This is a genomic window from Streptomyces sp. S3(2020), from assembly GCF_013044505.1.
Lineage (GTDB): Bacteria > Actinomycetota > Actinomycetes > Streptomycetales > Streptomycetaceae > Streptomyces.
Genome location: NZ_JABERD010000133.1, coordinates 1 through 26,790 on the forward strand (window position 1 = coordinate 1; position 26,790 = coordinate 26,790).

The window sequence follows — 26,790 nt, forward strand, 5'->3', positions numbered from 1 at the left end:
CCACCCGCCGTACGACCCCCCTACGCACCCCCGACCGCGGTCAAAAGAGCAAGAGGCGCCGCCGCAGACCGAGACTCCCGCACACACGCGTGCGGATACGGCACCGGCTCCCCATGCGTGTCCCGCCCGTACCCCGCGAGAACCTCCGGCAGCCGATGCCCCGTAGCCGTCGCCGCGTCCACCAGCGCGTGCGCGACCACCCGCGCCTCGTCATGCAGCCCGTACCGGGCCAGCCCCAATGTGATCAGCGCGTTGTCGTGCGGCCACACCGACCCCCGGTGATACGAGAGCGGGTGATACGCCGACTGCCCGGCCGCCACCGTCCGCACGCCCCACCCGGAGAAGAAGTCCGGCTCCAGCAACCGCCGTCCCACCGCCTCCCCGTACTCCTTGTCCAGCAGCCCCGACCACAGCAGATGCCCGGCGTCCGAGGCCAGCGCGTCCACCTGCTGTCCCTCGCCGTCCAGCGCCAGCGCCGGGAAGGCCCGGTCCCGCATCCAGAAGTCCCGCTGGAAACGGTCCCGCAGATCACCCGCGGCCTGTTCGAGGAGCGCCGCGTACGTCTCGTCCGCCCAGACCGTCCGCGCCACCCACGCGGTACGCCGCAGCGCGTCGTAGGCGTACCCCTGCGCCCCGGCCGCCGTCACCGCCCCGCTCGCCCGCGTCCCGTCGGCCCAGCAGATCGCGCCGGGCGAGTCCTTCCAGTTCTGGTTGGCGAGCCCGCCCTGGTCGGCGCGGTACACGAGGTAGCCGCGCGAGGTCAGTCCGCCGTGGTCCAGCATCCAGCCGATCGCCGCCCGGGCATGGGACTCCAGACGCCGGGCCATCTCGACGTCCCCGGTGTGCTCCACGTACGCCCCGAGCAGCACCAGGAACAACGGCGTCGCGTCCACCGAGCCGTAGTAGCGCCCGTACGGCACCTGCCCGAAGTGCGCCAGCTCTCCGTGCCGTACCTCGTGCACGATCTTGCCGGGCTGGGCCACCGAGTCCGCGCCGACCTCCGTGGCCTGGGCCGCGGCGAGCGCGGGGAGGGTGGCGGCGGCCAGCTGGGGGCGGTAGGGGAGGGCGAACAGCGAGGTGAGCAGCGCGTCGCGGCCCAGCAGGGTCAGGAACCAGGGCGCGCCGGCGGCCGGGACGCGCAGTTCCTCGCCGTCCGGTCCGGTCGCCGGGACCTGGAGCGAGGCGAGGTCGGCGAGGCCGCGGGCGCACGCGGCGGCCAGTTCGGGCCAGCTGGTCGGGAAGGCGACGCCCTCCACGAACTCGCCTTCCAGCGCGAGGAGTTGCGCGTTGAGCGCGGCGGGTGACTGCGGTACCCGCAGCGCCCGTTTGTCGCCGTGCGGCCGTGCCATCACCCGCAGTGTCAGCTCAGCCGTGCCGTGCGGCTCCAGTTCCAGCGCCCAGACGAGGCGCCGGGCTCCGGTGCCGGTCTCCTCGACGCCGTCCGGGGCGGGCTCGGCCGTCACCGTCGTACAGGAACGCCATTCGCCGCGCTGGTAGGTGAACTCGACGCCCGCGTCGAGGACTTCGCGGGAGCGGGTGGCTCCTGTCTTGGTGTAGGTGCGGTAGTCGGAGCGGAGTTCGAACTGGTCGGTGAAGTCGGCGTCGGCGGTGACCGCGAGCCGGACCGTGGCCGGTGCCGGGCGGTTGCTGGTGATGCGCAGGGACTCGACGAACGAGCCGTCGCCCACGGCCTGTTCACGGAAGATCGTGTACGCGGGCGGTTCCTGGCGGCCGCCGCGGGGGACGAGGACACAGCGCGCGGTGTCGCCGTCGGCGACGGGGGTGAGTGCCTCGGGCACCGCGCCGTCGACCGTCAGCTGCCAGCGGCTGAGGTGGCGGGCGTCGCGTACGAACAGCCCTTCCGGGGAGGGGGAGGCGCCGCCTCGCACCCCGCTGATGTCCCCGCCGTCACCCACGGCTGCGAACGTCCCGCCGTGCACGAGCAGATGATGCCGGTCCGTCATTCCCGGTCCCCTCCCTTGGATGTGCCGGTGTGCAGCAGGTCGAGCGTGAGCGCGGCGGTCCAGCCGAAGCCGGTCGCGCCGCAGGCCTCGCCGGTGTACGGGTCGACGTACTCGGCGAAGCCGGAGGTGTCCGCGATGTCGAGGACGGCGCGGCGCAGCGCGTCGGCGCGGCCCCGCTCGCCGTGGGTGCGCAGGCCCCGTTCCATCAGCCAGGAGGTGTTGAACCAGGCCGGGCCGCGCCAGTAGCGGTGCGGGTCGAAGGCCTCGCCGAGGAGGTCGTAGCTGGGCACGAGGCGGGTGGTGCCGCCCAGGCCGAAGTGCTTGGAGGCGGTCGTACGGACGAGGGTGTCGACGATGTCCCGGGGGAGCGTCGGCAGCAGGAGCGGGACGAGCCCGGACACGCTGCGTTCGGGGATGAGGTGTCCGCCGCGTACGTCCCGGGAGAAGAACATGCCCTCCGCCGGGTCCCACAGCCGGTCGATCAGCGCCGCCGTCAGACGCTCCGCGCGCGCGCGGCGGGCCGTGCCGGTCGCGCCCAGCTCCTGCGCGATCCGGGCGAGGGCGTGCTCGGAGGCGATGAGCAGGGCGTTGAAGGCGGGGTCCTCGACGGCGAACCCGCCGTGGCCGTCCTCATAGCCGCCGTCCCGGTAGTCCGTCGCCAGCCGCACGTACCGCCCGTAGTCCAGATCCGTCGGCCGGTCCTCGGCCGCCCCGTGGTCGAGGTCGGCGCGCCGGAAGGAGCGGGCCGGGGCGGGGGTGACGCGGGAGAGCGGCAGGTCCCAGCAGGGGCTGTTGTCCATGCCCTGCTCCCAAGGGTGCACGACGGACGCCAGCGATCCGCCGCCCAGGTCCCGCCGGTGCAGCAGATAGCGGTGCCAGGCCGCCAGCCGGGGATACATCCGGGTGAGGAAGGAGCGCGCCCGTGACAGACCCGGGTCCGCGCAGTGCACCAGCCACGCGGCCAGCGCGTGGACCGGTGGCTGCACGATGCCCGAGGTCTGTACGGTGCGCGGGGCGCCCGCAGCGCGCCCCGCGGTCGAGGAGCGCCAGAAGTCGGGGCTCGGGAAGTACGCGTCGAGCGGCACGGAGGGGTTGAAGACGATGTGCGGGATGCGCCCGTCGCCCCACTGCGCGGCGAGGAGTGTCTCCAGTTCCGTCTGCGCCCTGAGCGGCGACAGATGCCTCTGGCCGATCGCGATGAACGCCGAGTCCCAGGACCACTGGTGCGGATACAGGCCGCGCGAGGGCACGGTCGAGGTGCCGGTCCAGTTGTCCTCCAGTACCCGTGCGGCCCTGAGGTGCAGCGAACCCCGCGTAGGGGGTGGATCGTATACAAAGGCGCGTTCTGTGAGACGGGCGGTGAGTTGGGCAGTGCGATCCACTCGGGGCTCCCCGAAAGACGTCCGGCCGACCGGTTCGGTCGTGGCTACCGTAGGGTTACGTCTATTTAACACGCAAAACTCAATATGTAATGCAGAGTTGAGAAACACAAGGGGGTGCGCATGACCGGACGGGGTCAGGGAAGCGCCGGCGATCTGCTCGAACTGGTACGAAGCGGGCGCGCGATCACGCGCGGAGCGCTCCAGCAGGCCACCGGGCTGTCCCGTGCCACCGTCGGCCAGCGCCTGGACCGGCTCTTCCGCGCGGGCTGGCTGCGCGAGGGCGCCGGCGGCCCCGTGGACTCCCCGCTCGGCGGACGCCCCTCGATCACCCTGGAGTTCGACGACGCCCATGCCGTCGTCCTCGCCGCCGACCTCGACACCCGGCACGCGCGCGCGGCCGTCCTGTCGCTGACCGGCGAACTGCTCGCCGAGCACAGCGGCACGCTCGCCGTCGAGGACGGCCCGGACGTGGTGCTGGGGGAGCTGGGCCGCTGGTTCGCCGAGCTGCTGGAGAAGGCGGGCCACCGCGCGGGCGAGGTCTGCGGCATCGGGCTCGCGGTCCCGGGACCGGTCGACAGCGAGAGCGGCCGAGTCGTCCAGCCACCGATGATGCCGGGCTGGGACGGCTACGACATAAGAGGCCGCCTCGCCCGCTCCTTCACCGAGCACACGGGGGCACCCGCGGTGCCGGTCCTCGTCGACAACGACGCGAACCTCATGGCGTACGGCGAACAGCGCACGTCCTACCCCGACTGCTCGGCGTTCGTGCTGGTCAAGGTCTCGACCGGGATCGGCGCCGGCGTCGTCGTCGGCGGCTCGATCTTCCGGGGCATCGACGGGGGCGCGGGGGACATCGGCCATATCCGGGTGGGCGCGGACGCGCTGTGCCGGTGCGGTTCCTACGGCTGTCTCGCCGCCGTCGCCAGTGGTGGCGCCGTCGCGCGGCGGCTGGCCGAGACCGGGGTGCCCGCGGCCTCCGGCTCGGATGTGCGGGACCTGCTGACCGCCGGGCATCCGGAGGCGGCCGCGCTCGCCCGGGACGCGGGGCGGCAGGTCGGGGACGTGCTCGCGACCGTGGTGACCCTGCTGAACCCCGGGGTCCTGATGATCGCCGGCGATTTGGCCGGAACTCCCTTCCTCACCGGCGTGCGGGAGCTGCTGTACCAGCGGGCGCTGCCACGCTCCACCGCCCATCTGGACGTCGTGACGTCACGGCTGGGGGAACGGGCCGGGCTGGTGGGGGCGGGTGCGCTGGTCGTGGAGTACCTCTACGCACCTGAGCGGGCCGAGGAGCGCCTGGTCGCACTCGGCGTATGACCGCCCTCGTGACCGCACCCGGCGTGTGACCGGCACATTTCGGTCCGGATACCCGTCCGCATGGTGAAATCAGGGCGTCTGTGGCAGCGTGATTCTCGCCACCCTTGATAAGGGTAGCGCTCAGATGAGCGGATCATGGGCGAATGCACTTCTCCAAAGGGTGGCACCGAGTGCCACCCTTTGATCGTTCATCGATCGAAATCAAGCGTGCCAAACGCTGCTCAGATGAGCGACATGCCGCCACTTCGAGGGTTCCTGTGTTCAAGAAGTGAAAACATAAGCGCCCGCTCGCTTGCCAAGCTTTGACTTTCAATCCGCTGGCGGACGACTGGTTACGAGCACATGACGCCCGAGTGGACCTCCCCAGACGCCTTCGATCTGGGTATGTTCCCCGTCGTCAGGGCAGCCACCGCGTCCTCGAGGGAGTCGAGAACCGTGTCGGAAAACAAAGAACCCCACGTAGCGAAGTTCGTTTACGACTTCACCGAGGGAAACAAGGACCTCAAGGACCTCCTGGGTGGCAAGGGCGCGAACCTCGCCGAGATGACCAACCTGGGACTCCCCGTTCCTCCCGGCTTCACCATCACGACCAAAGCCTGCAAGGTCTACCTGGACAGCGGCGCGGAGCCGGTGGCACTGCGTGACGAGGTGAGTGCGCACCTCGACGCCCTCGAAACGCAGATGAGCAAGAAGCTCGGCCAGCCCGACAACCCGCTCCTCGTCTCGGTCCGTTCCGGCGCCAAGTTCTCCATGCCCGGCATGATGGACACGGTCCTGAACATCGGCCTCTCCGACCGGTCCGTGAAGGGCCTCGCCGAGCAGGCGGGCGACGAGCGGTTCGCCTGGGACTCCTACCGACGTCTCATCCAGATGTTCGGCAAGACGGTCCTCGGCGTCGACGGCGAGCTCTTCGAGGAAGCCCTGGAGGCGGCGAAGGCGGCCAAGAAGGTCCACGTCGACACGGACCTGGAGGCGGCCGACCTCAAGAAGCTCGTCACCAAGTTCAAGAGGATCGTCAAGACCGAGGCGGGCCGGGACTTCCCGCAGGACCCGCGCGAGCAGATGGACCTCGCCATCGAGGCGGTCTTCAACTCCTGGAACACCGACCGCGCCAAGCTCTACCGCCGCCAGGAGCGCATCCCCGGCGACCTGGGCACGGCCGTCAACGTCTGTTCCATGGTCTTCGGCAACCTCGGCCCCGACTCCGGCACCGGCGTCGCCTTCACCCGCGACCCCGCCAGCGGCCACCAGGGCGTGTACGGCGACTACCTCCAGAACGCCCAGGGCGAGGACGTCGTCGCCGGTATCCGCAACACGGTCCCGCTCGCGGAGCTGGAGTCGATCGACAAGAAGTCGTACGACCAGCTGATGCAGATCATGGAGACCCTGGAGAACCACTACAAGGATCTCTGCGACATCGAGTTCACCATCGAGCGCGGCCAGCTCTGGATGCTCCAGACCCGCGTCGGCAAGCGCACGGCGGGCGCCGCCTTCCGTATCGCCACGCAGCTCGTGGACCAGGGCCTGATCGACGAGGCCGAGGCGCTCCAGCGCGTCAGCGGCGCCCAGCTGGCCCAGCTGATGTTCCCGCGCTTCGACGAGGAGGCGAAGGTCCAGCAGGTCGGCCGGGGCATCGCCGCCTCGCCGGGTGCGGCGGTCGGCAAGGCGGTCTTCGACTCGTACACCGCGGTGAAGTGGTCGCGGTCCGGCGAGAAGGTCATCCTGGTCCGCCGGGAGACCAACCCCGACGACCTGGACGGCATGATCGCCGCCGAGGGCATCCTGACCTCCCGTGGCGGCAAGACCTCGCACGCGGCCGTGGTCGCGCGCGGCATGGGCAAGACCTGTGTCTGCGGTGCCGAGGAGCTGGAGGTCGACACCAAGCGGCGCCGGATGACGGTGCCCGGCGGGCACGTCGTCGAGGAGGGCGACGTCATCTCCATCGACGGGTCGTCCGGCAAGGTCTACCTGGGCGAGGTCCCGGTCGTCCCCTCTCCCGTCGTCGAGTACTTCGAGGGCCGTATGCACGCCGGCGCCCAGGACGCCGACGAGCTGGTCGAGGCCGTGCACCGGATCATGGCGTTCGCCGACCGCAAGCGCCGGCTGCGGGTGCGGGCCAACGCGGACAACGCCGAGGACGCGCTGCGCGCCCGCCGCTTCGGCGCCCAGGGCATCGGGCTGTGCCGCACCGAGCACATGTTCCTCGGTGAGCGCCGCGAGATGGTCGAGAGGCTGATCCTCGCCGACACCGAGGAGGTGCGCGAGGCCGCTCTCACCGAGCTGCTCCCGCTCCAGAAGAAGGACTTCGTCGAGCTGTTCGCGGCGATGGACGGTCTGCCGGTGACGGTCCGGCTCCTGGACCCGCCGCTGCACGAGTTCCTGCCGGACATCACCGAGCTGTCGGTGCGTGTCGCGCTCGCGGAGTCCCGCCAGGAGCCGCACGAGAACGAGCTGCGGCTGCTCCAGGCGGTTCACCGGCTGCACGAGCAGAACCCGATGCTGGGCCTGCGCGGGGTACGCCTCGGCCTCGTCATCCCCGGCCTGTTCACCATGCAGGTCCGTGCCATCGCGGAGGCGGCGGCCGAGCGCAAGGCGGCCAAGGGCGACCCGCGCGCGGAGATCATGATCCCGCTCGTCGGCACGGTCCAGGAGCTGGAGATCGTCCGCGAGGAGGCCGACCAGGTCATCGCGGAGGTCGAGGCGGCGACGGGCGCGCAGCTCAAGCTGACCATCGGCACGATGATCGAGCTCCCGCGCGCCGCGCTGACCGCCGGTCAGATCGCGGAGGCGGCGGAGTTCTTCAGCTTCGGCACGAACGACCTCACCCAGACGGTGTGGGGCTTCAGCCGGGACGACGTGGAGGCCTCGTTCTTCACGGCGTACCTGGAGAAGGGCATCTTCGGGGTGTCGCCGTTCGAGACGATCGACAAGGACGGCGTCGGCTCCCTGGTGAAGCTGGCCGCCGAGGCGGGCCGCAAGACCCGCCCCGACCTCAAGCTCGGCGTCTGCGGCGAGCACGGCGGCGACCCGGAGTCGGTCCACTTCTTCCACGAGGTCGGCCTGGACTACGTCTCCTGCTCGCCCTTCCGTATCCCGGTGGCACGCCTTGAGGCGGGCCGCGCGGCCTCGGAGTCGGCGGGCAGCGACCACCGCTAGGGCCGTACGGCCACAGACCCCGGAGCCGACGCCTGTCCCCGACCCTCAGTACCGATGGGCGTCGGTTCCGGATCACCAAGAAGGGGCGTCACCCTGTGCGGGGGTGGCGCCCCTTCGTGCGGAACCGGTTCTCCCGCCATCACGTCGCAAGGTCATGAAGCGAACCGTTCTCCTCGTCTCCACGGCCCTTGCGACAGCCGCCCTCACGACCACGTCCGCCGCTCAGTCCGGCAACGACGGCCCGGGTACGGCGCCGCCCGACATCACCGGTGTCCCGTCGCCCGACATCACCGGTGTCCCGTGGCGCGCCCACACCGTCACCGTCGACGGCGTCACCCAAACCGTGCCGAAGGGGTCCCGCGCGGGCCTGGAGTTCGACGCCGACGAACGCACCGTCACGGGCCACGACGGCTGCAACAAGTTCGGGGGCAAGGCGGTCGTGCATGCAGACCGGTCCGCGATCACCTTCGGCGGCGAGTACAGGTCGACGCTGATCGCCTGCCACTCGCCCGACTCCGTCCCCATCAATCCTTCCGGCGGCACCTACGATGCCCGGGTGACCGCCGACACCCTGACCCTCACGGGACCGGACGGCCACGTCATCACCCTGAAGCGGTGACGGGTCCGCCGATTGATTCCCTGACCCCCTGACCCCCTGGCCCCCGAATCACCGCCGCTGCCGACACTTTCTTGACCGACCGTTCTCGTTGAAACTAGGCTGCGGTACGTGGCCAGGACCAAGGAGTTCGATCCCGAGGCCGCGTTGCAGGCAGCCCTGGAGCTGTTCTGGCGGCGCGGCTACGAGGCGACGTCGATGGCCGACCTCGTCGAGCAGCTCGGCATCGGCCGCGCCAGTCTCTACGCGACCTTCGGCAGCAAGCACGAGCTGTATCTGAAGGCGCTGGAGCGCTATCAGGAGCAGCTGCCGGACCTGCTCGGGGAGCTGTCCCGGCCGGGCCCGGTACTGCCCGCGGTGCGGGCGCTCGTACGGCGTTACGCGGACGAGGCCACCGCCGAGAACCTGCGCCTGAACGGCTGTTTCATCACCAACACGGCGGCCGAGCTGGCCCCGCACGACCCGGCCGCCGCACGGCAGGTCGAGCGGAGCTGGGACCACGTGGAGACGATGCTGCACTCGGCGCTGGTGCGCGCCGGGGCGCAGGGCGAGCTCGGCGCGGGCCGTGATCCGCTGGCCCTCGCCCGGATGCTGCTGGTGCTGCTCCAGGGCCTCAAGGTGGTGGGGAAGGCGTCGCCGGACCCGGCGCGGGTGCGGGACGCGGCGGAACAGGCGCTGGCGCTGCTGGACTGAGGGCCGTGGCCGTTGATACGGGTCAGGCCCTCTTTTATTTCGCTCCATACTGAAACGATCGGTCAAGAATAAGGGGAGATCATGACCAGGACGCGTTTCCGCGACAGGACCGTTCTCGTGACCGGTGCCGGCTCCGGCATCGGCCGTTCCGTCGCGCTGGCGTTCGCCGCCGAGGGAGCGCAGGTCGTCGTGGTCGGGCGACGGCATGAACCGCTCGACGAAACGGCGGCGCTGATCGAGGAGGCGGGCGGCAAGGCGCTGGCTCTCACCGCCGACGTGACCCGCGCCGCCGACATCCAGGCCGTCGTGGCCGCCGCCGTGGACCGCTTCGGCTCCCTCGACGTGGCGGTCAACAACGCGGGCGTCTTCCGCGGCGGGCAGCCGCTGGCCGAGCTGCCGGAGGAGGACTGGCACGAGCAGCTCGGCATCAACGTCACCGGCGTCTTCCAGGCCCTCCGGACCGAGGTCCGGCAGATGCGGACCCAGCCCGCCGGCGGCGCGATCGTCAACATCGCCTCCATCTTCGGCGTCCACGCCCGCCACCCCGGCGCCACCGCGTACGCCGCCACGAAGGCCGCCGTCTCCGTCCTCACCCAGGGCGCCGCACGCGACCACATCGGCGACGGAGTCCGCATCAACGCGGTCAGCCCCGGCCCCGTGCAGACCGAGATGTCCCTGCTCCCCGGCGAGACGGAGGCCGAGCGCGCCGAACGCATGGAGAACTCCGTGCCGCTCGGCCGCGCCTCCTCGACGGCGGAAATCGCCGCCGCGGTCCTCTATCTCGCCTCGGACGACGCCGCGTCCGTGGTGGGCACGGACCTGGTGGTGGACAGCGGGAAGACGGCCTAGCCGACGGCGAGGACGAGAGCTCCGGCGTAGGCGGTTCCGGGGGTCAACGCGGTGACCGTGCCGTCGACGGTGAGGGTCAGGGTCCCACCGTCCACCGCGCGGACCTCCGCCGCCGCGTCGACGGCCAGTCTCGTCAGATACGACGTCCCGGTGACCGTCCAGACCGAGCCCGCCCCCAGCTTCACGATCACGCCGTTGTTGATCGCGGGCTGCGGGGTGTTGGTGACGTGGCTGAGCTGCTCCCATTCGGCGGAACTGATGGTGGTGACCGCGTGCCGGGAGGCGGAGGCGGAGATGACGCCGTCCAGTCGGGAGCCGTCGAGGGAGACGACCAGGTTCTTGCCCGTGCGCATCGCGTTGTAGAAGTCGCCCTGGAGCGCGATGTCCGTGAAGGAGGCGGTGGCGTCGGCGGTGTGCTCGGCGGTGGTGTCGAAGGCGGTGTCCCGGGTCGCGTCGCCGGTCGGCTCGGTGTAGACGCCGTTGAGGGAGCCCGGATTGTCGGTCTCCATGATCTGTACGAGGACGCCGTTGCCCGCCTGGAGCTGGGCCCCCTGGGAGCCGTCCACCGTGATGGCCATCTGGACGGCCTTGTCGAGGAACATGGTTTCGGCGGTGGAGAACCGCGTACCACCGCCGATGGTGACGGACCCGCCGTCCCCGCTGTGCCACATGACGCCGAACCCGCGTGAGGTGAGCACACAGGACCGGGGTTCGATGGCCGCCAACTCCGCGTCCGTGAGCCCCAGTTCGAGTTCCGTGTTGAGCGCGCTCACCGCTTCCTGGGTGCTGTCGCCGAAGACGACGGGGCTGCCGGTGGAGATCGCGACCCAGGTGGCCACGTCGAAGTCGGTGCCGAGGAAGAGGTCCTGCTGGGACTTGCCGTCGGCGTAGGTGCCGTAGCCGGAGTCGCCGGTGATGGTGACGGTCGAATTGATCGTGGTGAGGCGGGAGTTGGAGACCGAGTCGGTGGACAGGACGCCCCACTGCTCGGAGGAGACGGCGGAATTGATGTAGGTGGCCTTGGTGTTCGTGCCGATGACATTGGTGGCGCGGATGTTGCCGGTGAGGCCGAGCCGCCACGGAACGGTGAGCATGTTGGCGCCCCCGGCGGGCACATAGTCGTCGGGCAGGACCCCGTTCAGGGCGCGGATACGGGAGTTCTTGACGACCACGTCCGCCCCGTCCCGCGCGATGAGCGCACTGCGCACCACCCCCTGGGTGTCGATGCACGCCCCGTCCACGACCAGCCGGGTCCCTTCCCCCGCGCCGGTGACGGCGGCACCGTAACTGGCGAAGTCACAGCGGCCGTTGCCGTCGAAGGCGACACGGAGATCCTCCAGGGTGTAGGAGGCGCCGTCGGCGACGTAGAAGCCGTTGAACACCTGGGCGGTGGAGGTGAGGGAGACGCCCCTCGCGTACGCGTCGGTGAGCCGGCCCCCGCGGACGGCGGACAGCACCGAGTTCTCCGTGACCACGCCCGCGGAACCGACGTAGACGCCCTGTCGCAGGTGGAAGGTGTAACCGGCGAAGGTCTCCAGGTGTTCGACGGTCGGGGTGACGACGACGTTCCCGCGATAGGTGCCCGGCACGATGACGGTGGTGACCCCGTAGGTGCTCTCCAGGGCGGAGCCGGTTTCGACGCCGTTCACGGTGAGGGTGAGGATGTATCCCTCCGGGGCGGTGAGCAGCGCCCCCTCCTCGACGACCAGCAGGCCGAGGCGGGTGGTCTCGGTGACCTCCCAGGTCTCACCGGCGGCGACGGTCTTCGTCACGGAAGTCGCGGAGGTCGCGGAGGTCGCGGCGTGGGCGGAGGTCGGGGCGAGGAGGGTGGGCGCGGCGGCTGACGCTCCGAGGGCGAGCAGGGCGTGGACGCGTGAGCGCATGCGGGGGTGAGGTACGGACATGAGCAACTCCCTTTCGCCACATGGCAGTTCATGCGGCGGTCGACTCCAAGAGGCAGGCGACAGGGAGTGAAGCAGCGACTGGGGAGCCGCAGAAGGGAGTGGCCCCTGTGAATCGGCCGGTGAGTCATGGCTATCCGGGATGGGAACCATTCGGCCACACAGAGGGCTGGGAAATGAGGTCCCGGGTGTGTAGCAGCGCCTGTTCGACGGCCAGCAGGAGCCGGTGGTCCCCTTCGACGGAGCGCAGGCCGGTCTGCCAGGCGTCGAGGGCTTGCCATCCGTGGCGGGCCAGTTCAGGGAACGGCCAGGGGGACTCTTCGAGGTCGCCCGGTGCTTCGGGAAGGCGCAGCAGCAGAGTGTCCGTTCCGATGGCGAGAGCAGCCGCAACTCCCTTGTAGGCCAGGAGCGGAACGCCGTAGGCGGCACTCAGGGGTACGCCAAGGCCCAACTCCCTCAGCCGGTTCAACAGATCGGGGTGCGTGTGCAGTTGCCACTCGCCGAGCGCCCAGTCGTCCGGTCCGCTCGGCGGAGAGCCTTGTTCCCGCAGGTGGTCCAGCAGTGCGGTGTTGAGCGGATGCTTCGGCAGCCTCGCAGGAAAGTCCGGTCGCATGACGAGTGACCCTAGGCTTTCAGGGCGTCGTACGACACTCCCGTGAGCCGCTCGGAAGCAGCCCAAAGCCGTCCTCCCGCCTGGTCGTTGCGGGTCCACGACATGCGCCAGGACGGTCCCGGGGATCCGCGCCAGCCCGCGAGGGAGGGGCCGGTGAAGGAGTCGGGGGAGACGTCGGGCGCGGTGGCGGCGTAGAGGGTGGGGAGGGCGCCCGCTTCCGCAGGCTGGGCGAAGAACCTGTTGCCGACGGCCATGAAGCGCTCGGTGAAGTGGCGTCCCGCCATGCGGGGTCCGGCCGCCTGGAGGTTGGTCGCCGCGTAGCCGGGGTGGGCGGCGGCCGCGACGAGGTCCGAGCCGTGGCCGGCGATCCTGCGGGCCAGTTCGTGGGTGAAGAGCAGGTTGGCGGTCTTGGAGCGGGCGTAGGCGATCCAACGGCGGTACCGCCGCTCGCTGTTGAGGTCGGTGATGTCGATGTTGGCCATGGCGTGCGTCGTGCTGGAGACGGTCACCACCCGGGCGCCCGGGGTGTCGAGCAGCGTGGGCAGCAGCAGCCCGGTGAGTGCGAAGTGGCCCAGGTGGTTGATGCCGAACTGGGTCTCGAAGCCGTCCACCGTCGTCCCGTACGGCAGGGCCATCACACCCGCGTTGTTGATCAGCAGGTCGAGTCGGTCGTACGGCGATGTCCGCGCGAACTCCCTTACCGAGGCGAGGTCTCCGAGGTCGAGGCGCCGGAACTCCACCTCCGCGCCCGGCACTTCGGTGCGGAGCCGGTCCTCCGCCTCGGTCCCGCGTGTCTCGCTGCGGCAGGCGAGCAGCACCCGGGCGCCCTTGCGGGCCAGTTCGCGTGCGGTGATGTAGCCGATGCCGCTGTTGGCTCCGGTGACGACGGCGGTGCGGCCGTGCTGGTCGGGGATGTTCTGCTCGTTCCAGCCGGAGGACATGGCCGGGCTCCTTCCCGCCGGTTCGGCGCTTGGCGCCAGCCTGCCCCCGATGGGGCCCGGCGTCGACAGGACTCACCGGACCGCGTTCTCGCTCCGGGGTCAGGGCCAGGGCCAGGGCGCGGCGGCGGCCGGGGCCAGCTCCTGTGAGCTGTGGAGACGGGCGTAGGTGCCGCCGAGCGCGAGCAGTTCCTCGTGCCGGCCGGTCTCGGTGACCCGGCCGTGCTCGACGACGAGGATGCGGTCGGCGTCGGGTGCCAGGTCGAGGTCGTGCGTGATCATGAGGGTGGTGCGGCCGGCCATCAGCTGGCGCAGGGGGCCGACGATACGGCGGGCTGCGATGGCGTCGAGACCGGTGGTCGGCTCGTCGAGGAGGAGGACGGGCGCGTCGCGCAGTACGGCCCGGGCGATGGCGAGGCGCTGGAGCTGGCCGCCGGACAGCCGGGCGGAGTTGGGGTCGATGTGGGTGTCGTAGCCGTCGGGCAGCGCGGTGATGAAGTCGTGCGCGTCGGCGGCCCGCGCCGCCTGCTCGATGGCGTGGTCGCTGGCGCCGGGCCGGCCGCAGGCGATGTTGGCGCGGACGGTGTCGTGCAGGACGAGGGTCTCCTGCGGGAGCAGGGTGACGTACTCGCGCAGCCGGGCGAGCGGGAAGTCCCGTAGCGGGACGCCGTCCAGGAGGATTCCGCCCGTGTCCGGGTCGTAGAAGCGGAGGAGGAGCTTGGAGACGGTGGACTTTCCGGCGCCGCTGGGGCCGGTGATGATGACCAGTTCGCCGGGGTGGGCGGTGAAGGACAGACTTTCGAGGGCGGTGGTCTCCGCGCCCGGGTAGCGGAAGGAGACGTCCCTCATCTCCACGGTGCCGTCGGGGCGGCCGGTCTCCTGGCGCACGGAGTCGGTGACGGCGGGGCGGGTGTCCAGGATCTCGACGAGGCGTTCGGCACCGGCGGTGGCGGCGGTGACGAGGAGACCGAGCTGGGCGAGGCTGCGGATGGGCGGGTAGAGGTAGCTCAAGAGGGCGGCGAACGCGAGGAGTTGACCGAGCGTCATACGGCCCTCGGAGATCTCCCAGACCCCGATGCCGATCACGGACAGCACACAGACCGTCTCGATGACCTGGACGAGCTGCCCGTACGCCTGGTCGAGGCGGGCCGAGCGGACGGCGGCCCGGAACCACGCCGACGCCTCCTGCCGCAGCCGGCGGCGTTCGGCGTCCTCACGGCCGTACGCCTGGGTGAGGACGAGGTTGCCGAGGGACTCCTCCACCACGGAGGTGACGGCGCCGTCGGCGACCCGGCCCTCGCGCGCGACCGCCTTGACACCGGCGGAGAACCTCCGGGCGGCCAGCCAGAACAGCGGGGCGAGCACGAAGGCCGCCGACGCGAGGTCCCAGCGCAGCCAGAACGCGGCCGCCGCGTAGAAGACGGCGCTGAACAGGGCGGAGGCGGTGCCGATCAGGCCGGAGACGGCCATCTGCTCGATCGCCTCGACGTCACCGGTCAGACGTGACAACAGGTCGCCCTGGCGGTGGCGTTGGAAGAAGTGCGGGGGGAGTTTCTGCACATGGTCGAAGACGTGCTCGCGCAGTCGCATCACGAACCGCTCCGACACCCATACGGCGAGGGAGCCACCCGTGTACCCGATCGCCGCGCCGATCACGGCGATGCCGAGCCACTGGACGGCCGGGGTCCAGAAGGCGTCCAGGGAGCCCTTCTGGAGGGCGTTGTCGGTGAGGTCGCCGAACAGCAGGATGGCGGCGGTCTCGGCGAGCGCGCCCAGCACGGTGCACATCCAGACGACCACCAGCCAGCGGCGCAGTCCTCTGGTCAGGGGCCAGAACCGACGGAATGCGGTGCGGGCGGAAAGGGTCAGAATTCGGTGGGGGCCGCTGATGGTGCGGGCTATCGGCATTCCGTATTCGGACAGTTCCAGATCGGGTGGAACATGCCGCGGCAAATCAATTTCCGGGTATTTCTCGGGTGCGCGCATATCTCCCCTCGGGAGGGCCGCCGCAGAGCGGCGACCCTCCCTCTCATCAGGCCGTCAGCCCTTAGTTGGCAGGCCGCTGGGGGAAGAACTCGCCCGGCCGCGGACGCCGGCGCCGCTGCTGCTGTGCGGCCGGCGGGGGAACCTGATTGGGGTTCGCGTTCGGATCCTGATTGGCGTTCTGACGCGGGGTGAGCGGTGCGACAATCCTGAAGCTCATGGCGATTCCTTTCGGGTTTCCGATGAGGATGAGAAGGAACTTAACACGGTCCGGAAGGACGTGAAGAGAAAACTCAGAATTAAATCGCCTGTGAAATGCTGTGAAACCTTGGAATTCCCTTAGACCACGAGTTCACGGCCCGTCCATGACATGTCCACCCCGTTCCCCTAGGTTCCCACCCGCACGCTCCCGCCCCCGACCGGTGGCGGGACGGTCACGGCACCTTGGAGCGACAGTGGAACGTCGTACCTTCCTCCGTGCGACCGCCATCGGCGGTACCTCCGCCGTCTTCGGCGGCACCCTGTGGCGCGGCGCCGCGTACGCCGCGCCGGCCCAGCCGGGCACGGGCCCCTACGGGGCGCTCGCCTCGCCGGACGCCAACGGCATCAGACTCCCGTCGGGCTTCACCAGCCGGGTCGTCGCCCGCTCGGGCCAGACGGTCACCGGAACGTCGTACACCTGGCACAACGCCCCGGACGGCGGCGCCTGTTACGCGGACGGCACGGGCTGGATCTATGTCTCCAACTCGGAGATCAACCCGTCGGGCGGCGCGAGCGCGGTGCGGTTCTCGTCGAGCGGCGCGATCACCTCGGCGTACCGCATCCTGTCCGGCACCCGGCAGAACTGCGCGGGCGGCAGGACTCCGTGGAACACCTGGCTGTCCTGCGAGGAGGTCGACCGGGGGTACGTCTACGAGACGGACCCGTGGGGCACGAACGCGGCGGTGCAGCGGGCGGCGATGGGCCGTTTCAAGCACGAGGCGGCCGCGGCCGACCCGGTCCGCCAGGTGGTCTACCTGACCGAGGACGAGACGAACGGCCGCTTCTACCGCTTCGTACCGACGACTTGGGGAAGCCTCTCCGCCGGCACCCTCCAGGTGCTGGTCGCCTCCACCGCCACCTCGGGCTCCTACACCTGGACCACCGTCCCCGACCCGGACGGCTCCCCGACGTCGACCCGCACCCAGGTCTCCGGCTCCAAGTCCTTCAACGGCGGCGAGGGTTGCCACTACGCCGACGACAAGGTCTGGTTCACCACCAAGGGCGACAACCGCGTCTGGCAGCTCAACCTCACGTCGAACACGTACGAGTTGGCCTACGACGACTCCCTGGTGACCGGCGGGACCGCCCCGCTCACCGGCGTCGACAACATCACGGGCACCTCCTCCGGCGATCTGTACGTGGCCGAGGACGGCGGCAGCATGGACATCTGCCTCATCACCCCCGACGACGTGATCGCCCCGTTCCTGAGGATCGACGGCCAGTCCTCCTCCGAGATCACAGGCCCGGCGTTCTCACCCGACGGCACCCGGCTGTACTTCTCCAGCCAGCGGGGGACGTCGGGGAGTTCGTCGGGCGGGATCACGTACGAGGTGACGGGGCCGTTCCGGTCGTAGACGCACACCTGAACGACCACGGAAACACCGCCGCTTCCGGACCCGCCCCCAAGTGGGCCCGGAAGCGGTACGGCTGTGACAGCTGACTTCTCCATCCGGACCGCAATGTCCTTGCGTACGACCGCACTTGAGAGGTCACTGTGCGCTTCCGTCCGGTCGCGTCACGTTCGCATCACGGGTTCTTCACGCCGCCTCCACCGTCACGGTCGCGCACTACCTTCGGGCACCTCTTGTTCACCACGACCCCGTAAGGACCCGCCGTGAACCTGCTCCGCAAGCCCGGCGCCATCGCCGTCGCCGCGCTGGCCCTCGCCGTCCTGCCCTCAGCCGCCGAGGCGCACGATGGGGACCATCCGTTCGCCAACTGCACCGAGGCGTACGAGAACGGCTACGCGAACATCCCCGAGGGCGACGAGCACTACGGCACCCATCTGGACCGCGACGGCGACGGCATCGGCTGCGACAGCCCGCCCGCGGACTTCACTCCCGCCAAGGACCAGGAAGCGGACGCCGCGGCCCCGAAGGACACGGACCTCGCCGAGACCGGCGGCGACGACACCACCCCGTACTTCGCGGCCGCCGGCATGTCCGTCATGCTCGCCGGGGCGGGCGTCCTGGTGGTCGTGAACAGGCGCCGCGCCGACCACTGAGCCCGGCCGGGACCGTCCGGCTGCCTAGGGCATGGCAACGCCATGGCGCAGGTCACAACCGTCGTGCTGGAGGTGCAGTCGGCGAAGGTCCTGCAGCGCGGCGACGGGAAAGGGGTGCAGGACCCACTTCGCCCGGTAGCCGTCCTCCCCGTGGACCTTCAGCACCGACAGAGCGGCCTCCACGACGACGTGACCAAGAAGGCCTCGCGGCTGCGTGGAGGACCAGACACGTGTGCCGTCCTGGTCAGGCGCATCGAAGCTCGCGGACATGTCGGGGAAGCGGTAGATCGTCACGTCGACGTCCGCACCTCTCCCGCGAAGGACCCACCTCACCTCGGCCGGTTCCAGGTCGAAGGAGAAGCGCTGGACAGGTGCGGGGCCGTACAGACCCGCCACACCGTGAAGCAGGTCGGCGAGTGCGTCCGTGCAGTAGCTGACGATGTCCTTCCGCTCCGCGTGGCCGTCGTTGATGAGACACGTCGCCCACCCGCTGCCGCTCAGTTCCCAACCGAACTGAAGGCCATTGGCCATCGCGCTTCTCCCCGTGATCGTCTCCGAAGACGGTACAGCGCGGACCGCCACGGCCGACGGCGACGGCCTCGCCGGTCAGGACACGCGCACCTGATACGTCGGGATCCGTACCGTCTCGTCGTCCAGGCACTGTCCCGACAGCAGGTCGAAGCGCTGCTTGAGGAGGGGGGAGGCGACGAACGGGCGGCCCTCGTGGGTGCCGGTCAGTCCGCGGGAGAGGACCGCCGCGCCACCGAAGGGGTCGCGGTTGTCGATGGCGTACAGCTCGCCCGCGCGGTCGCGGAAGAGGGCCGCCTGCCGGCCGTCGGGCAGCAGGGCCGCCACCCCGCGGCCGGGCAGCAGGACGTTCAGGTCGCAGACCGTGAACCAGCTGTCGCCCAGGCGCAGTTGGATCTTCAGGGCGGTCGTCTCGGGTGCCAGGGTCATCGCTGGGCGCTTCCTTCCAGGACGTCTTCAGCGGGGCGCATGCCGATGGACAGCAGCGGCAGGTCGGGCTTGATCTGGTCGCGCTCGGGGACGAAGCCGACGACCGGGTCCGGGGTGTCCGGGGCGTTCACGAAGGACACGAACCGGGCCAGCTTCTCGGGGTCGTTGATGGTGTCGGACCACTCGTCGCGGTAGTGCGCGACATGCGAGGTCATCAGCGACTCCAGCTCCTCGCAGATACCGAGGGAGTCCTCCACGACGACATCGCGTACGTGGTCCAGGCCGCCGGGGATCCGCTCCAGCCACGTCGACGTGCGCTCCAGGCGGTCCGCCGTGCGGATGTAGAACATCAGGAACCGGTCGATCAGGCGGATCAGTTCGGCGTCGCTCAGGTCCTGGGCCAGCAGATCCGCGTGGCGCGGCGTGGCGCCGCCGTTGCCGCCCACGTACAGGTTCCAGCCGCCCGAGGTGGCGATGATGCCGAAGTCCTTGGACTGGGCCTCGGCGCACTCGCGGGCGCAGCCCGACACCGCCGACTTCAGCTTGTGCGGCGAGCGCAGGCCCCGGTAGCGCAGCTCCAGGTCGATCGCCATGCGCACCGAGTCCTGGACGCCGTAGCGGCACCAGGTCTGGCCCACACAGGACTTCACCGTGCGCAGCGACTTGCCGTACGCGTGGCCGGACTCGAAACCGGCGTCCACCAACCTCGTCCAGATCAAAGGGAGTTGCTCGACCCGCGCGCCGAACATGTCGATCCGCTGACCACCGGTGATCTTCGTGTAGAGGCCGAAGTCGCGGGCGATCTCCCCGATGACGATCAGGCCCTCCGGGGTGATCTCACCGCCGGGGATACGGGGGACGACCGAGTACGAGCCGTTCTTCTGGAGGTTGGCCAGGAAGTGGTCGTTGGTGTCCTGGAGCGCGGCCTGCTCGCCGTCCAGGACGTAGACGTCGGCGCCGATGGTCGAGGCGAGCGAGGCGATGATCGAGCCGACGGCCGGCTTGCAGACCTCGCAGCCGTCACCGCCCTTGGCGTTGTCGCGGCCGTAGCGGTCCAGCAGATCCTGGTAGGTGTTGACGCGCAGGGCGAGGACGATCTCGTAGAGCTCCTCGCGGGTCTGCGAGAAGCAGCCGCACAGGCCCTTGTCGACGACGACGCCGGACGCCTCCAGCTCGGCGGTGACCAGCTGGCCGAGGACCTTGACGCAACTGCCGCAGGTCGTACCGGCCTTGGTGCACTTCTTCACCTCGGGCACGGTGGTGCAGTTGTGCTCGGTGACCGCACCGCGGATGGTGCCCTTGCGGACGTTGTTGCAGGAGCAGATGATCGCGTCGTCCGGCAGCGCGGTCGGGCCGAGCTGGACGCCCGAGTCGGCCCCGGCCGGCAGCACCAGGGACTCGGGGGAGACCGGCGGCACCGAACCGGTGAACGCCTTCAGCGTGCCGTACGCCTCCGCGTCACCGACCAGGATGCCGCCGAGCAGCGTGCCGTCGCGGCCGATGACCAGCTTCTTGTACAGGCCCGAACGGGAGTCGGAGTACACGACGTCCAGGCAGTCCTCGGTCGCGCCGTGCGCGTCACCGAAGGACGCCACGTCCACACCGAGCAGCTTCAACTTGGTGGAGAGGTCGGCGCCCAGGAAGGCGGCCTCGTCGGAGGCGATGGTCGCCGCCGCCGTCTCCGCCTGCTCGTACCCCGGTGCCACCAGGCCGTACACCCGGCCGTCCGCGGCCAGCGCGCACTCGCCGATCGCGAAGACATGCGGGTCGGCGACCGTACGGCACTGCTCGTCGACGGTGATACCGCCGCGCTCGCCGACCGTGAGGCCGCAGTCGCGGGCCAGCTGGTCGCGGGGGCGGACACCGGCGGAGAACACCACCAGATCGGTGGCGAGTTCGGAGCCGTCGGAGAGCTTCATGCCGGTGACGGCGCCCTCGGAGTCGACCACGATCTCCTGTGTGCCGACGCCCGTGTGGACGCTCAGCCCCATCTCCTCGATGGTCCGCAGCAGGGCCGCGCCACCGCCCTCGTCGACCTGCACCGGCATCAGCCGCGGTGCGAACTCGACGATGTGGGAGGTGAGTCCGAGCCCCTTCAGCGCGCCGGCCGCCTCAAGTCCCAGCAGACCGCCGCCGACCACGGCACCCGTGGTGCGCGTCCTGGCGTACTCCTCGATGGCGAGCAGGTCCTCGATGGTGCGGTAGACGAAACAGCCCTTGGCATCCTTGTTGGGGACCGGCGGCACGAAGGGGTACGAGCCGGTGGCGAGGACGAGGATGTCGTAGTCGAAGACCTGGCCGGACCGGGCGGTCACCCTGCGGGCCGCACGGTCGACGGTCTCCGCCGGGTCGCCGACGAAGAGCTCGATGCCCTCCTTCTCGATGAACGCCATGTCCGTCATGGACAGGTCCTCGGGAGTCTTGCCCGAGAAGTACGAGGTCAGCGCGACGCGGTCGTAGGCGGGGCGCGGCTCCTCACAGAGCACGACCACGCGGTGCGTGGCGGTCAGGCCGCGCTCGGCGAGCGCTTCGAGGAAGCGCTGGCCGACCATGCCGTGGCCGACGAGCACGATCGTGGGGGTGGCCTCCGTGGCCTCCGGGGTGGCGGTCATCAGGAGCCTCCATCGTTGGTGAGCAGGTGGAGCAGAGGGCCTTCGTCGGGGAGCGGCTCTGCTCCCTCCCAGGCGCGCGCGAGCGCGCCGACGGTGCCGAGTTCGCCGACGAGGACCCCGCCGACCAGGCGGTCGTCGCGGACGACGACCTTGCGGTAGGTGCCTCGGGTGGCGTCGGCGAGCTGGACGACGTCGTCGCCGGGAAGCGCCTCCGTCTCGCCGAACGCGGCGAGGTCGAAGGCGGTCTGACCGGGCAGCGTGAGCCGGGTCAGCGAACGGGTGCCGGTGTAGCGGGCGTCGGTCCGGCCGGCGAGCAACTCCGCGAGCACCTCGGCCTGTTCGAGGGCCGGAGTGGCGAGCCCGTAGACGTTTCCGTCGTGCTGGGCGCAGTCGCCGATGGCGTGGATGTACGGGTCGGAGGTGCGCAGTTCGTCGTCCACGACGATCCCTTTGCGGACCTCGATGCCCGCGCCCCAGGCGAGGCCGGCGCGCGGGCGGACCCCGCAGGCCAGGACCACCAGGTCGGCGTCGAGGGCGTATCCGTCGGCCATCTCGACCGAGCGGACCGCGCCGTTGACGCAGCGCACGTCACGCACCCGCAGATCGGTGTGGACCTCGACGCCCAGCTCGCCCAGATGGCGCCGGACGAGCTGTGAGGCGTTCGGGTCGAGCTGGCGCTCCATGAGCCGCTCGGCCTGCTGGGCGAGGATCACCTGCGCGCCGCGCTGGGCGAGCGCCCGGGCCGCGGAGACCCCGAGGAGCCCGCCGCCGATGACGACGGCCTTCACCCCCGGCCGGACCGCTTTCGACAGGCCCAGGCAGTCGTCCATGGTCCGGAAGGCGTGGACGCCCTCCGGCAGCACGTGGTCCGGCGTGAACAGACCGCGCAGCGGCGGCAGCACCGGGTTCGAGCCGGTGGCCAGGACCAGCCGGTCGTATGCGATCTTCGAACCGTCCGCGCACTCGACGGTCCGTGCCTCCCGGTCGATGCCGGCGACCCGGGCGCGGGTGAGCTCCGCGGGGGCCGGCAGCGCGATCACGTCGGGGCTGTACCGTCCGGCCAGCACGTCGGCGAGCAGCACCCGGTTGTAGGGGCGGTGCTCCTCCTCGCCGATCAGCGTCACGGGCGTGCCGAGCTCGCCGAGCCGCCGGGCGAGACGGACGCCCGCGAGCCCGGCGCCGATCACCACCACACGCGTATTCGAGGTCATGTCCAGGAGCGTGCGTTGCCGGTGTTACCCGACCGCATCACGTCTGTTTCCCGCGAGGAACGCTGCCCTCAGCGGGGGCGCTGGGCGAGTGTGAGGGTTCCGGGAGTGCGCCGGGGACGGGCTGTGAGGTGGCGGAACCAGCGGAATCCATGCAGGTGACATCGTCTACGAGCCTCAGCAAGCCTCAGCCGAAGGGAAACGGGTTCGTGCGGATCGTGCTGCTGACCGTAGTCTGCGCGCTGGTGGCGAATCCGGCGTATGAGCAGTGGGTGGCGTGATGGTGGCCGAAGTGATCGTCCTGAACGGCGGTTCCAGCTCCGGGAAGTCCGGGATCGTGCGGTGTCTCCAGGAGGTACTGCCGGACCCCTGGCTGTCTTTCGGGATCGATTCACTGGTCGAGGCGATGCCGGGGTCGGGAACGGGCATCGAGTTCGCCCCCGACGGCGAGGTGAACGTCGGCCCGGAGTTCCGGACCCTGCAGAAGGCGTGGATGACGGGCATCGCCGCGATGGTCCGTGGTGGTGCCCGGGTGATCGTCGACGACGTCTTCCTCGGCGGCCCGGACTCCCAGGACGGATGGCGCGAAGCCCTCACCGGCCTGGAGGTCCTGTGGGTCGGAGTCCGCTGTGATGCCCGGGTCGCCGCGGGCCGCGAGATCGTCCGCGGCGACCGGGTGCGGGGGATGGCCGAGCAGCAGGCGGAGCTGGTCCACAAGGGCGTCGTCTACGACCTGGAGGTGGACACCACGCACACCGAGGCACTGGACTGCGCGCGCGCCATCGCCGCGTATGTGGACTAGGCGCTCCGCCGGCTGAGCGGTGATGTGCCGTCGTTCGGCCGCGGCTCCGCCCGACCCGCTCAGGGCTGTCGTACGAGCAGCTCGACCACCCCCGTGATGTCCTCGTCCCCGTGCCCGTCCGCGACCCGCCGCGCCATCAGGGCCGCGTACGGCGTCAGCAGCTCGGTGCTCACACCCTGCTCCTCGGCCGTGCGCAGCAGCGTGGCGTTGGCGGCGGACTGCATGGCCAGGTCGGAGACCACGTCCTTGCCGTAATCGCCGCTCTCCAGCTGGTCGGCGGCCTTGTGCACCATGAACGTCATCGCGGTCAGCCACTCCGCGAGCAGCTGGGCGAAGTCCTTCGGCGCGATGTCCTCCGGGTGGATCAGCGCGAAAGCGTGGGTGATGCCCGCGAACATGCCGTCCATCGCGCTCAGCAGTGCCACGTCGTGCAGCGCGGCGAACCCCGGGTCCGCGCCGACGTAGGTGGTCGCGGCCGGTACCGCGAGAGTGCCGCGGTGCTCCTCGAAGAGGGCGGTGGAACCGCTGTAGAAGACGTACGCACCGGAGTCCGGGACCCCGATCATCGGGGGTACGGCCATGATCCCGCCGTCCAGGAAACGGGCGCCGCGCGCTTGTGCCCAGGCGGCGCGGTCCCGCCCCTGCCCCGGCGTCCCGGTGGTGAGGTTGACCAGGTCCCTGTCCTGGAGGTCGGCCGTCCCGAGCGCCTCGCCGACCGACGCGTCGTCCAGCAGACAGATGATCACCAGCCGGCTCGCGGCCACCGCCTCGGCGGCGCTCGCGGCGACCGTCGCGCCCTCGGCGGCCAGGGCCTCGGCGCGGGCGGGGGTGCGGTTCCAGACGGTCACGGGATGGCCGGCGGCGAGCCAGGCGCGGGCGAGGGCGGCACCCATGGCACCGGTGCCGAGGAGGGTGAGCGGGGTCTTGGTGGTGAAGTCGTTGTCAGTCATGCCGCTTAGGGTTGTTCGTGGGGAAGCGCCTGCTCAAGTACGTACTTGGGAGTGGGTGGTTACCGCCGGGAAAGAGTCCAGGCAGGAAGAGGGGGCGGCATGGCGAGGGCACGGCGGCCGGGGTCGTACGTCTGCGGGATCGACGCGGCGATGGATGTGATCGGCGGCAAGTGGAAGGTGCTCATCCTCTGGGCGCTGCACGAGAGGCCGTGCCGCTTCGGCGAACTGCGCCGGGAGCTGCCGGGGGTGACGGAGAAGGTGCTCGCGGCTCATCTGCGGGAGCTGGAGGCGGACGGGATCGTGCACCGGGAGGCGTACGACGAGGTACCGCCGAGGGCCGAGTACTCCCTGACCGAGCGGGGCGAGACGCTCAACGAGGCGCTGGGACCGCTGGCGGACTGGGGCAAGGAGAACATGCTCGCCGGTGCCTCAGCGGCGCCCGGTGCCTCAGCGGCGCCCGGTGCCTCAGGGGCACCCCGTGCTTCAGCGACACCCGGTGTTTCAGCGGCTGCCGGTCAGATGCGCGAACACGACGACGTTGCCCTGATAGCCGGTCGCCCGTGAGTAGCCCCCGCCGCACGTGATCACCCGCAGCTCGGGCCGGTGCGCCGCGCCGTACACCTTCTCGTCGGGGAAGTCCTTCGTGTCGTACACCTCGACGGAGTCGACCGAGAAGAGGGCCGTGCCGCCGTCGCGCCGGGCGACCTCGATCGTGCTGCCCTTCTTCAGGGCGCCGAGGTCGTAGAAGACGGCGGGGCCGTCGGCGTTGTCGACATGGCCGGCGACGATCGCGGTGCCGGTCTCACCGGGGGTGGTGCCCGCCTCGTACCAGCCGGCGAGGTTCTCCTTCTCGGCCGGCGGGACGTCGAGGCTGCCGGACGGGGTGAGGCCCAGGCCCATCAGGGGGGCGTCCACGTGGATCGACGGGACGCGGATGCGGTCCGGCGGGGAGGGCGGCAGCGCGGGCGCCGAGCGCGGGTCGGTGTGGCCGGCGCGGGCCTGGGCCGCGGAGGGCTGCGGCGGCTCGTGCGTCGCGGTGCCACTGCGCAGCAGCCAGGCGCCGCAGCACAGGGCCACGACGGTCACGGCCGCTATCGCGACATTGCTGAACCTGCGCACCTGAGCCTCCTCGTCAACGGCCCGTTTCCCCCTCCGGGCCGCGAGGGGCGTCGGACCCGGAGGGGGAGGGGACATGCGGTACCGGCGGACGGACAGCGGAGGGTGTCCGTCAGATCCCGTCGCCTCTCGCCCGGCGATGCAGGAGCCAGGTACCGCCCGCGGCGGCGACGGCGAGAGCCGCCACGCCGGCCGCGGTCTGCACGGGATCGGGGCCCAGAGCGCCACCGACCCCCGTCTTCACACTTCCTCGGGGATACACCTGCTGACGGGTGGAGGTGAGCGTGACCACCAGGTCACCCGTGACCCGCCGGCCGCCCTCCGCGCAGGTCGCGACGATCTCGTACGTCCCCGGCTGCGCGCTCTCCGGCACCCGGAACTGTCCGATCGCGTCCTGCTCATGAGCGCTCGGCGCGAGCGTGAACGCCCCGGCGCCCACCGCGCTCGCGTCGCCCGCCGCCGTGTCACCGTTCTCGCACGTCGCCGTGTTGACCGTGACCTGTTCGCCGGGGACGACCGAGGACGGGTACACCTCCAGGCTCGCGGAGTCCCCTGCGTACACCGGTGAGGCAGCCAGCCCGGCGGCCGCGGCGGCGAGCGCGGTGCCGGTCAGCATGCGGGCGGTACGGCGCATCGGTGCTCCCTCGAGCTCTTCGGTGTCCCTGCCCTTCCGAGGTAAGTGGCAGCGGGCCGAGCGCGCTTGCTGAGGGTCCGTCAGAAATGGGGTGAATGGGTGTCAGGTCGCGGTACGGCGGGGCTGTGGTGGCGGTGTTTGGGCAGGTCATCGGCGTAGGGCGGAGGTGTCGCGGAAGAGAACCCGAAGGGCGTGGAGCGGGGGTGCGACCGGGTGACCCGGCGTCGGCGGTCGGGGCTTGACCTCAACCTTTGTCGAGGTATCAGGCTGTCCCTCATGCAGATCACAGACGCGCCTCTGAAGGTCACCCTCGTCGTCGGCAGCAACCGCCACGGCCGCTTCGGCCCCGTCGTCGCGGACTGGCTCCTCGACCTGATGCACGACCGGGACGACCTGCTCCCCGACGTCGTGGACGTCGCCGAGACCGACCTCCCCATGTCCTTCGCCCGCACCCAGGAGGCAACGGCGGCCCTCTCGGGAGTCACCCCGAAACTGGCCACCGCGGACGCCTTCGTCGTCCTCACCCCCGAGTACAACCACTCCTACCCCGCCGGCCTCAAGAACCTCATCGACTGGCACTACACCGAATGGCAGACCAAGCCCGTCGCCCTCGTCTCCTACGGCGGCATGGCGGGCGGCCTGCGAGCGGTGGAACACCTCCGCCAGGTCTTCGCGGAACTCCACGCGGTGACGGTCCGGGACACGGTGTCCTTCCACAACGCCGGGGGTTCCTTCGACGACGAGGGCCGGCTGAAGGACCCGGCGGGCCCGGGGGTGGCGGCGAAGGGAATGCTGGACCAGCCGGGGGTGGCTCTTTTACCCATCTGACGCGG

23 protein-coding genes and 1 pseudogene are annotated in these 26,790 nt (G+C 70.6%); 11 read left to right on the forward strand and 13 right to left on the reverse strand.

The features are described from left to right. Window positions 1-20: 20 nt before the first annotated feature. Both HLK59_RS32745 and HLK59_RS32750 read right to left on the reverse strand, forming a co-directional pair. Entirely contained in the window at window positions 21-1,964 is a 1,944-nt protein-coding gene (locus tag HLK59_RS32745) for a glycogen debranching N-terminal domain-containing protein (protein WP_171145205.1), read from the reverse strand. Continuing rightward, window positions 1,961-3,346: a trehalase family glycosidase gene (locus HLK59_RS32750; RefSeq protein WP_171145206.1), complete on the reverse strand. Its 1,386-nt coding sequence runs from the start codon at window positions 3,344-3,346 to the stop codon at window positions 1,961-1,963. Before HLK59_RS32750 ends, HLK59_RS32745 begins: the two co-directional genes overlap by 4 nt. 120 nt (window positions 3,347-3,466) lie before the next feature. Between HLK59_RS32750 and HLK59_RS32755 the strand changes: the two genes are divergently transcribed. The 5 genes from HLK59_RS32755 to HLK59_RS32775 all read left to right on the forward strand — a co-directional run bounded on the left by HLK59_RS32755 (window position 3,467) and on the right by HLK59_RS32775 (window position 9,977). Continuing rightward, window positions 3,467-4,663, forward strand: a complete 1,197-nt coding sequence (locus tag HLK59_RS32755) for an ROK family protein (protein WP_171145207.1) — start codon at window positions 3,467-3,469, stop codon at window positions 4,661-4,663. A 435-nt stretch (window positions 4,664-5,098) separates the two neighbouring features. Continuing rightward, window positions 5,099-7,819, forward strand: coding sequence for a pyruvate, phosphate dikinase (gene ppdK, locus HLK59_RS32760; protein WP_171145208.1), 2,721 nt, complete (start codon window positions 5,099-5,101; stop codon window positions 7,817-7,819). Window positions 7,820-7,973: 154 nt separating this feature from the next. Then, on the forward strand, window positions 7,974-8,438 hold the full coding sequence (locus HLK59_RS32765; protein WP_171145209.1) for an META domain-containing protein: 465 nt from the start codon (window positions 7,974-7,976) through the stop codon (window positions 8,436-8,438). A gap of 108 nt (window positions 8,439-8,546) precedes the next feature. Next, window positions 8,547-9,128 (forward strand): TetR/AcrR family transcriptional regulator, encoded by a 582-nt coding sequence (locus tag HLK59_RS32770; RefSeq protein WP_171145210.1) that lies wholly within the window; start codon window positions 8,547-8,549, stop codon window positions 9,126-9,128. An 81-nt stretch (window positions 9,129-9,209) separates the two neighbouring features. Then, complete coding sequence (locus tag HLK59_RS32775) at window positions 9,210-9,977, forward strand: glucose 1-dehydrogenase (RefSeq protein WP_171145211.1); 768 nt, start codon at window positions 9,210-9,212, stop codon at window positions 9,975-9,977. Here the strand turns inward: HLK59_RS32775 and HLK59_RS32780 are convergent. From HLK59_RS32780 to HLK59_RS32795, 4 genes are all read right to left on the reverse strand, one after another. Then, a complete protein-coding gene (locus HLK59_RS32780) occupies window positions 9,974-11,881 on the reverse strand; it encodes a hypothetical protein (protein ID WP_171145212.1) in 1,908 nt (635 codons plus the stop codon). The genes HLK59_RS32775 and HLK59_RS32780 overlap by 4 nt on opposite strands. Before the next feature lie 130 nt (window positions 11,882-12,011). Continuing rightward, window positions 12,012-12,491: a hypothetical protein gene (locus HLK59_RS32785; protein WP_171145213.1), complete on the reverse strand. Its 480-nt coding sequence runs from the start codon at window positions 12,489-12,491 to the stop codon at window positions 12,012-12,014. 11 nt (window positions 12,492-12,502) lie between these two features. Continuing rightward, window positions 12,503-13,432 carry an oxidoreductase gene (locus tag HLK59_RS32790; RefSeq protein WP_171145214.1) on the reverse strand — a complete coding sequence of 310 codons (930 nt, stop codon included), beginning with the start codon at window positions 13,430-13,432 and terminating at the stop codon, window positions 12,503-12,505. A 99-nt stretch (window positions 13,433-13,531) separates the two neighbouring features. Further along, entirely contained in the window at window positions 13,532-15,337 is a 1,806-nt protein-coding gene (locus tag HLK59_RS32795) for an ABC transporter ATP-binding protein (protein WP_240982767.1), read from the reverse strand. A 530-nt stretch (window positions 15,338-15,867) separates the two neighbouring features. Between HLK59_RS32795 and HLK59_RS32800 the strand changes: the two genes are divergently transcribed. Together HLK59_RS32800 and HLK59_RS32805 are read left to right on the forward strand one after the other, a co-directional pair. Further along, the gene (locus tag HLK59_RS32800) at window positions 15,868-17,028 is read left to right on the forward strand and encodes an alkaline phosphatase PhoX (RefSeq protein ID WP_171145216.1); all 1,161 of its coding nucleotides are present in this window, start codon (window positions 15,868-15,870) and stop codon (window positions 17,026-17,028) included. A 260-nt stretch (window positions 17,029-17,288) separates the two neighbouring features. Continuing rightward, entirely contained in the window at window positions 17,289-17,678 is a 390-nt protein-coding gene (locus tag HLK59_RS32805) for an excalibur calcium-binding domain-containing protein (RefSeq protein WP_171145217.1), read from the forward strand. A 24-nt stretch (window positions 17,679-17,702) separates the two neighbouring features. Here the strand turns inward: HLK59_RS32805 and HLK59_RS32810 are convergent, their stop codons facing one another. The 4 genes from HLK59_RS32810 to HLK59_RS32825 form a co-directional block, all read right to left on the reverse strand. Continuing rightward, on the reverse strand, window positions 17,703-18,209 hold the full coding sequence (locus tag HLK59_RS32810) for a hypothetical protein (RefSeq protein WP_171145218.1): 507 nt from the start codon (window positions 18,207-18,209) through the stop codon (window positions 17,703-17,705). A 75-nt stretch (window positions 18,210-18,284) separates the two neighbouring features. Continuing rightward, on the reverse strand, window positions 18,285-18,635 hold the full coding sequence (gene nirD, locus HLK59_RS32815) for a nitrite reductase small subunit NirD (protein ID WP_171145219.1): 351 nt from the start codon (window positions 18,633-18,635) through the stop codon (window positions 18,285-18,287). After that, window positions 18,632-21,247, reverse strand: a complete 2,616-nt coding sequence (gene nirB / locus HLK59_RS32820) for a nitrite reductase large subunit NirB (RefSeq protein WP_171145220.1) — start codon at window positions 21,245-21,247, stop codon at window positions 18,632-18,634. The genes nirD and nirB overlap by 4 nt, the downstream gene beginning before the upstream one ends. Further along, window positions 21,247-22,458: an FAD-dependent oxidoreductase gene (locus HLK59_RS32825; protein ID WP_171145221.1), complete on the reverse strand. Its 1,212-nt coding sequence runs from the start codon at window positions 22,456-22,458 to the stop codon at window positions 21,247-21,249. The genes nirB and HLK59_RS32825 overlap by 1 nt, the downstream gene beginning before the upstream one ends. A gap of 191 nt (window positions 22,459-22,649) precedes the next feature. On the opposite strand from HLK59_RS32825, the pseudogene HLK59_RS51370 reads away from it, so the two are divergent. After that, window positions 22,650-22,736 (forward strand): annotated as a pseudogene (locus HLK59_RS51370) (sulfite exporter TauE/SafE family protein); the annotation flags it as partial. After that, entirely contained in the window at window positions 22,736-23,257 is a 522-nt protein-coding gene (cpt, locus tag HLK59_RS32830) for a chloramphenicol phosphotransferase CPT (protein ID WP_171145222.1), read from the forward strand. The pseudogene HLK59_RS51370 and the gene cpt, both read left to right, overlap by 1 nt. Window positions 23,258-23,316: 59 nt before the next feature. On the opposite strand, the gene HLK59_RS32835 is transcribed toward cpt, so the two are convergent. Continuing rightward, window positions 23,317-24,207: an NAD(P)-binding domain-containing protein gene (locus tag HLK59_RS32835; RefSeq protein WP_171145223.1), complete on the reverse strand. Its 891-nt coding sequence runs from the start codon at window positions 24,205-24,207 to the stop codon at window positions 23,317-23,319. A 99-nt stretch (window positions 24,208-24,306) separates the two neighbouring features. On the opposite strand from HLK59_RS32835, the gene HLK59_RS32840 reads away from it, so the two are divergent. Continuing rightward, window positions 24,307-24,771 (forward strand): helix-turn-helix domain-containing protein, encoded by a 465-nt coding sequence (locus HLK59_RS32840; RefSeq protein ID WP_171145224.1) that lies wholly within the window; start codon window positions 24,307-24,309, stop codon window positions 24,769-24,771. Here the strand turns inward: HLK59_RS32840 and HLK59_RS32845 are convergent. Next, a complete protein-coding gene (locus HLK59_RS32845; protein ID WP_171145225.1) occupies window positions 24,709-25,326 on the reverse strand; it encodes a class F sortase in 618 nt (205 codons plus the stop codon). The two genes, HLK59_RS32840 and HLK59_RS32845, sit on opposite strands and share 63 nt — an antisense overlap. A gap of 109 nt (window positions 25,327-25,435) precedes the next feature. Beyond that, on the reverse strand, window positions 25,436-25,957 hold the full coding sequence (locus HLK59_RS32850) for a hypothetical protein (protein ID WP_171145226.1): 522 nt from the start codon (window positions 25,955-25,957) through the stop codon (window positions 25,436-25,438). Window positions 25,958-26,233: 276 nt separating this feature from the next. Here HLK59_RS32850 and HLK59_RS32855 point away from each other — a divergent pair, with 276 nt between their 5' ends. Then, window positions 26,234-26,785 carry an NAD(P)H-dependent oxidoreductase gene (locus HLK59_RS32855; protein WP_171145227.1) on the forward strand — a complete coding sequence of 184 codons (552 nt, stop codon included), beginning with the start codon at window positions 26,234-26,236 and terminating at the stop codon, window positions 26,783-26,785. Window positions 26,786-26,790: the final 5 nt, after the last annotated feature.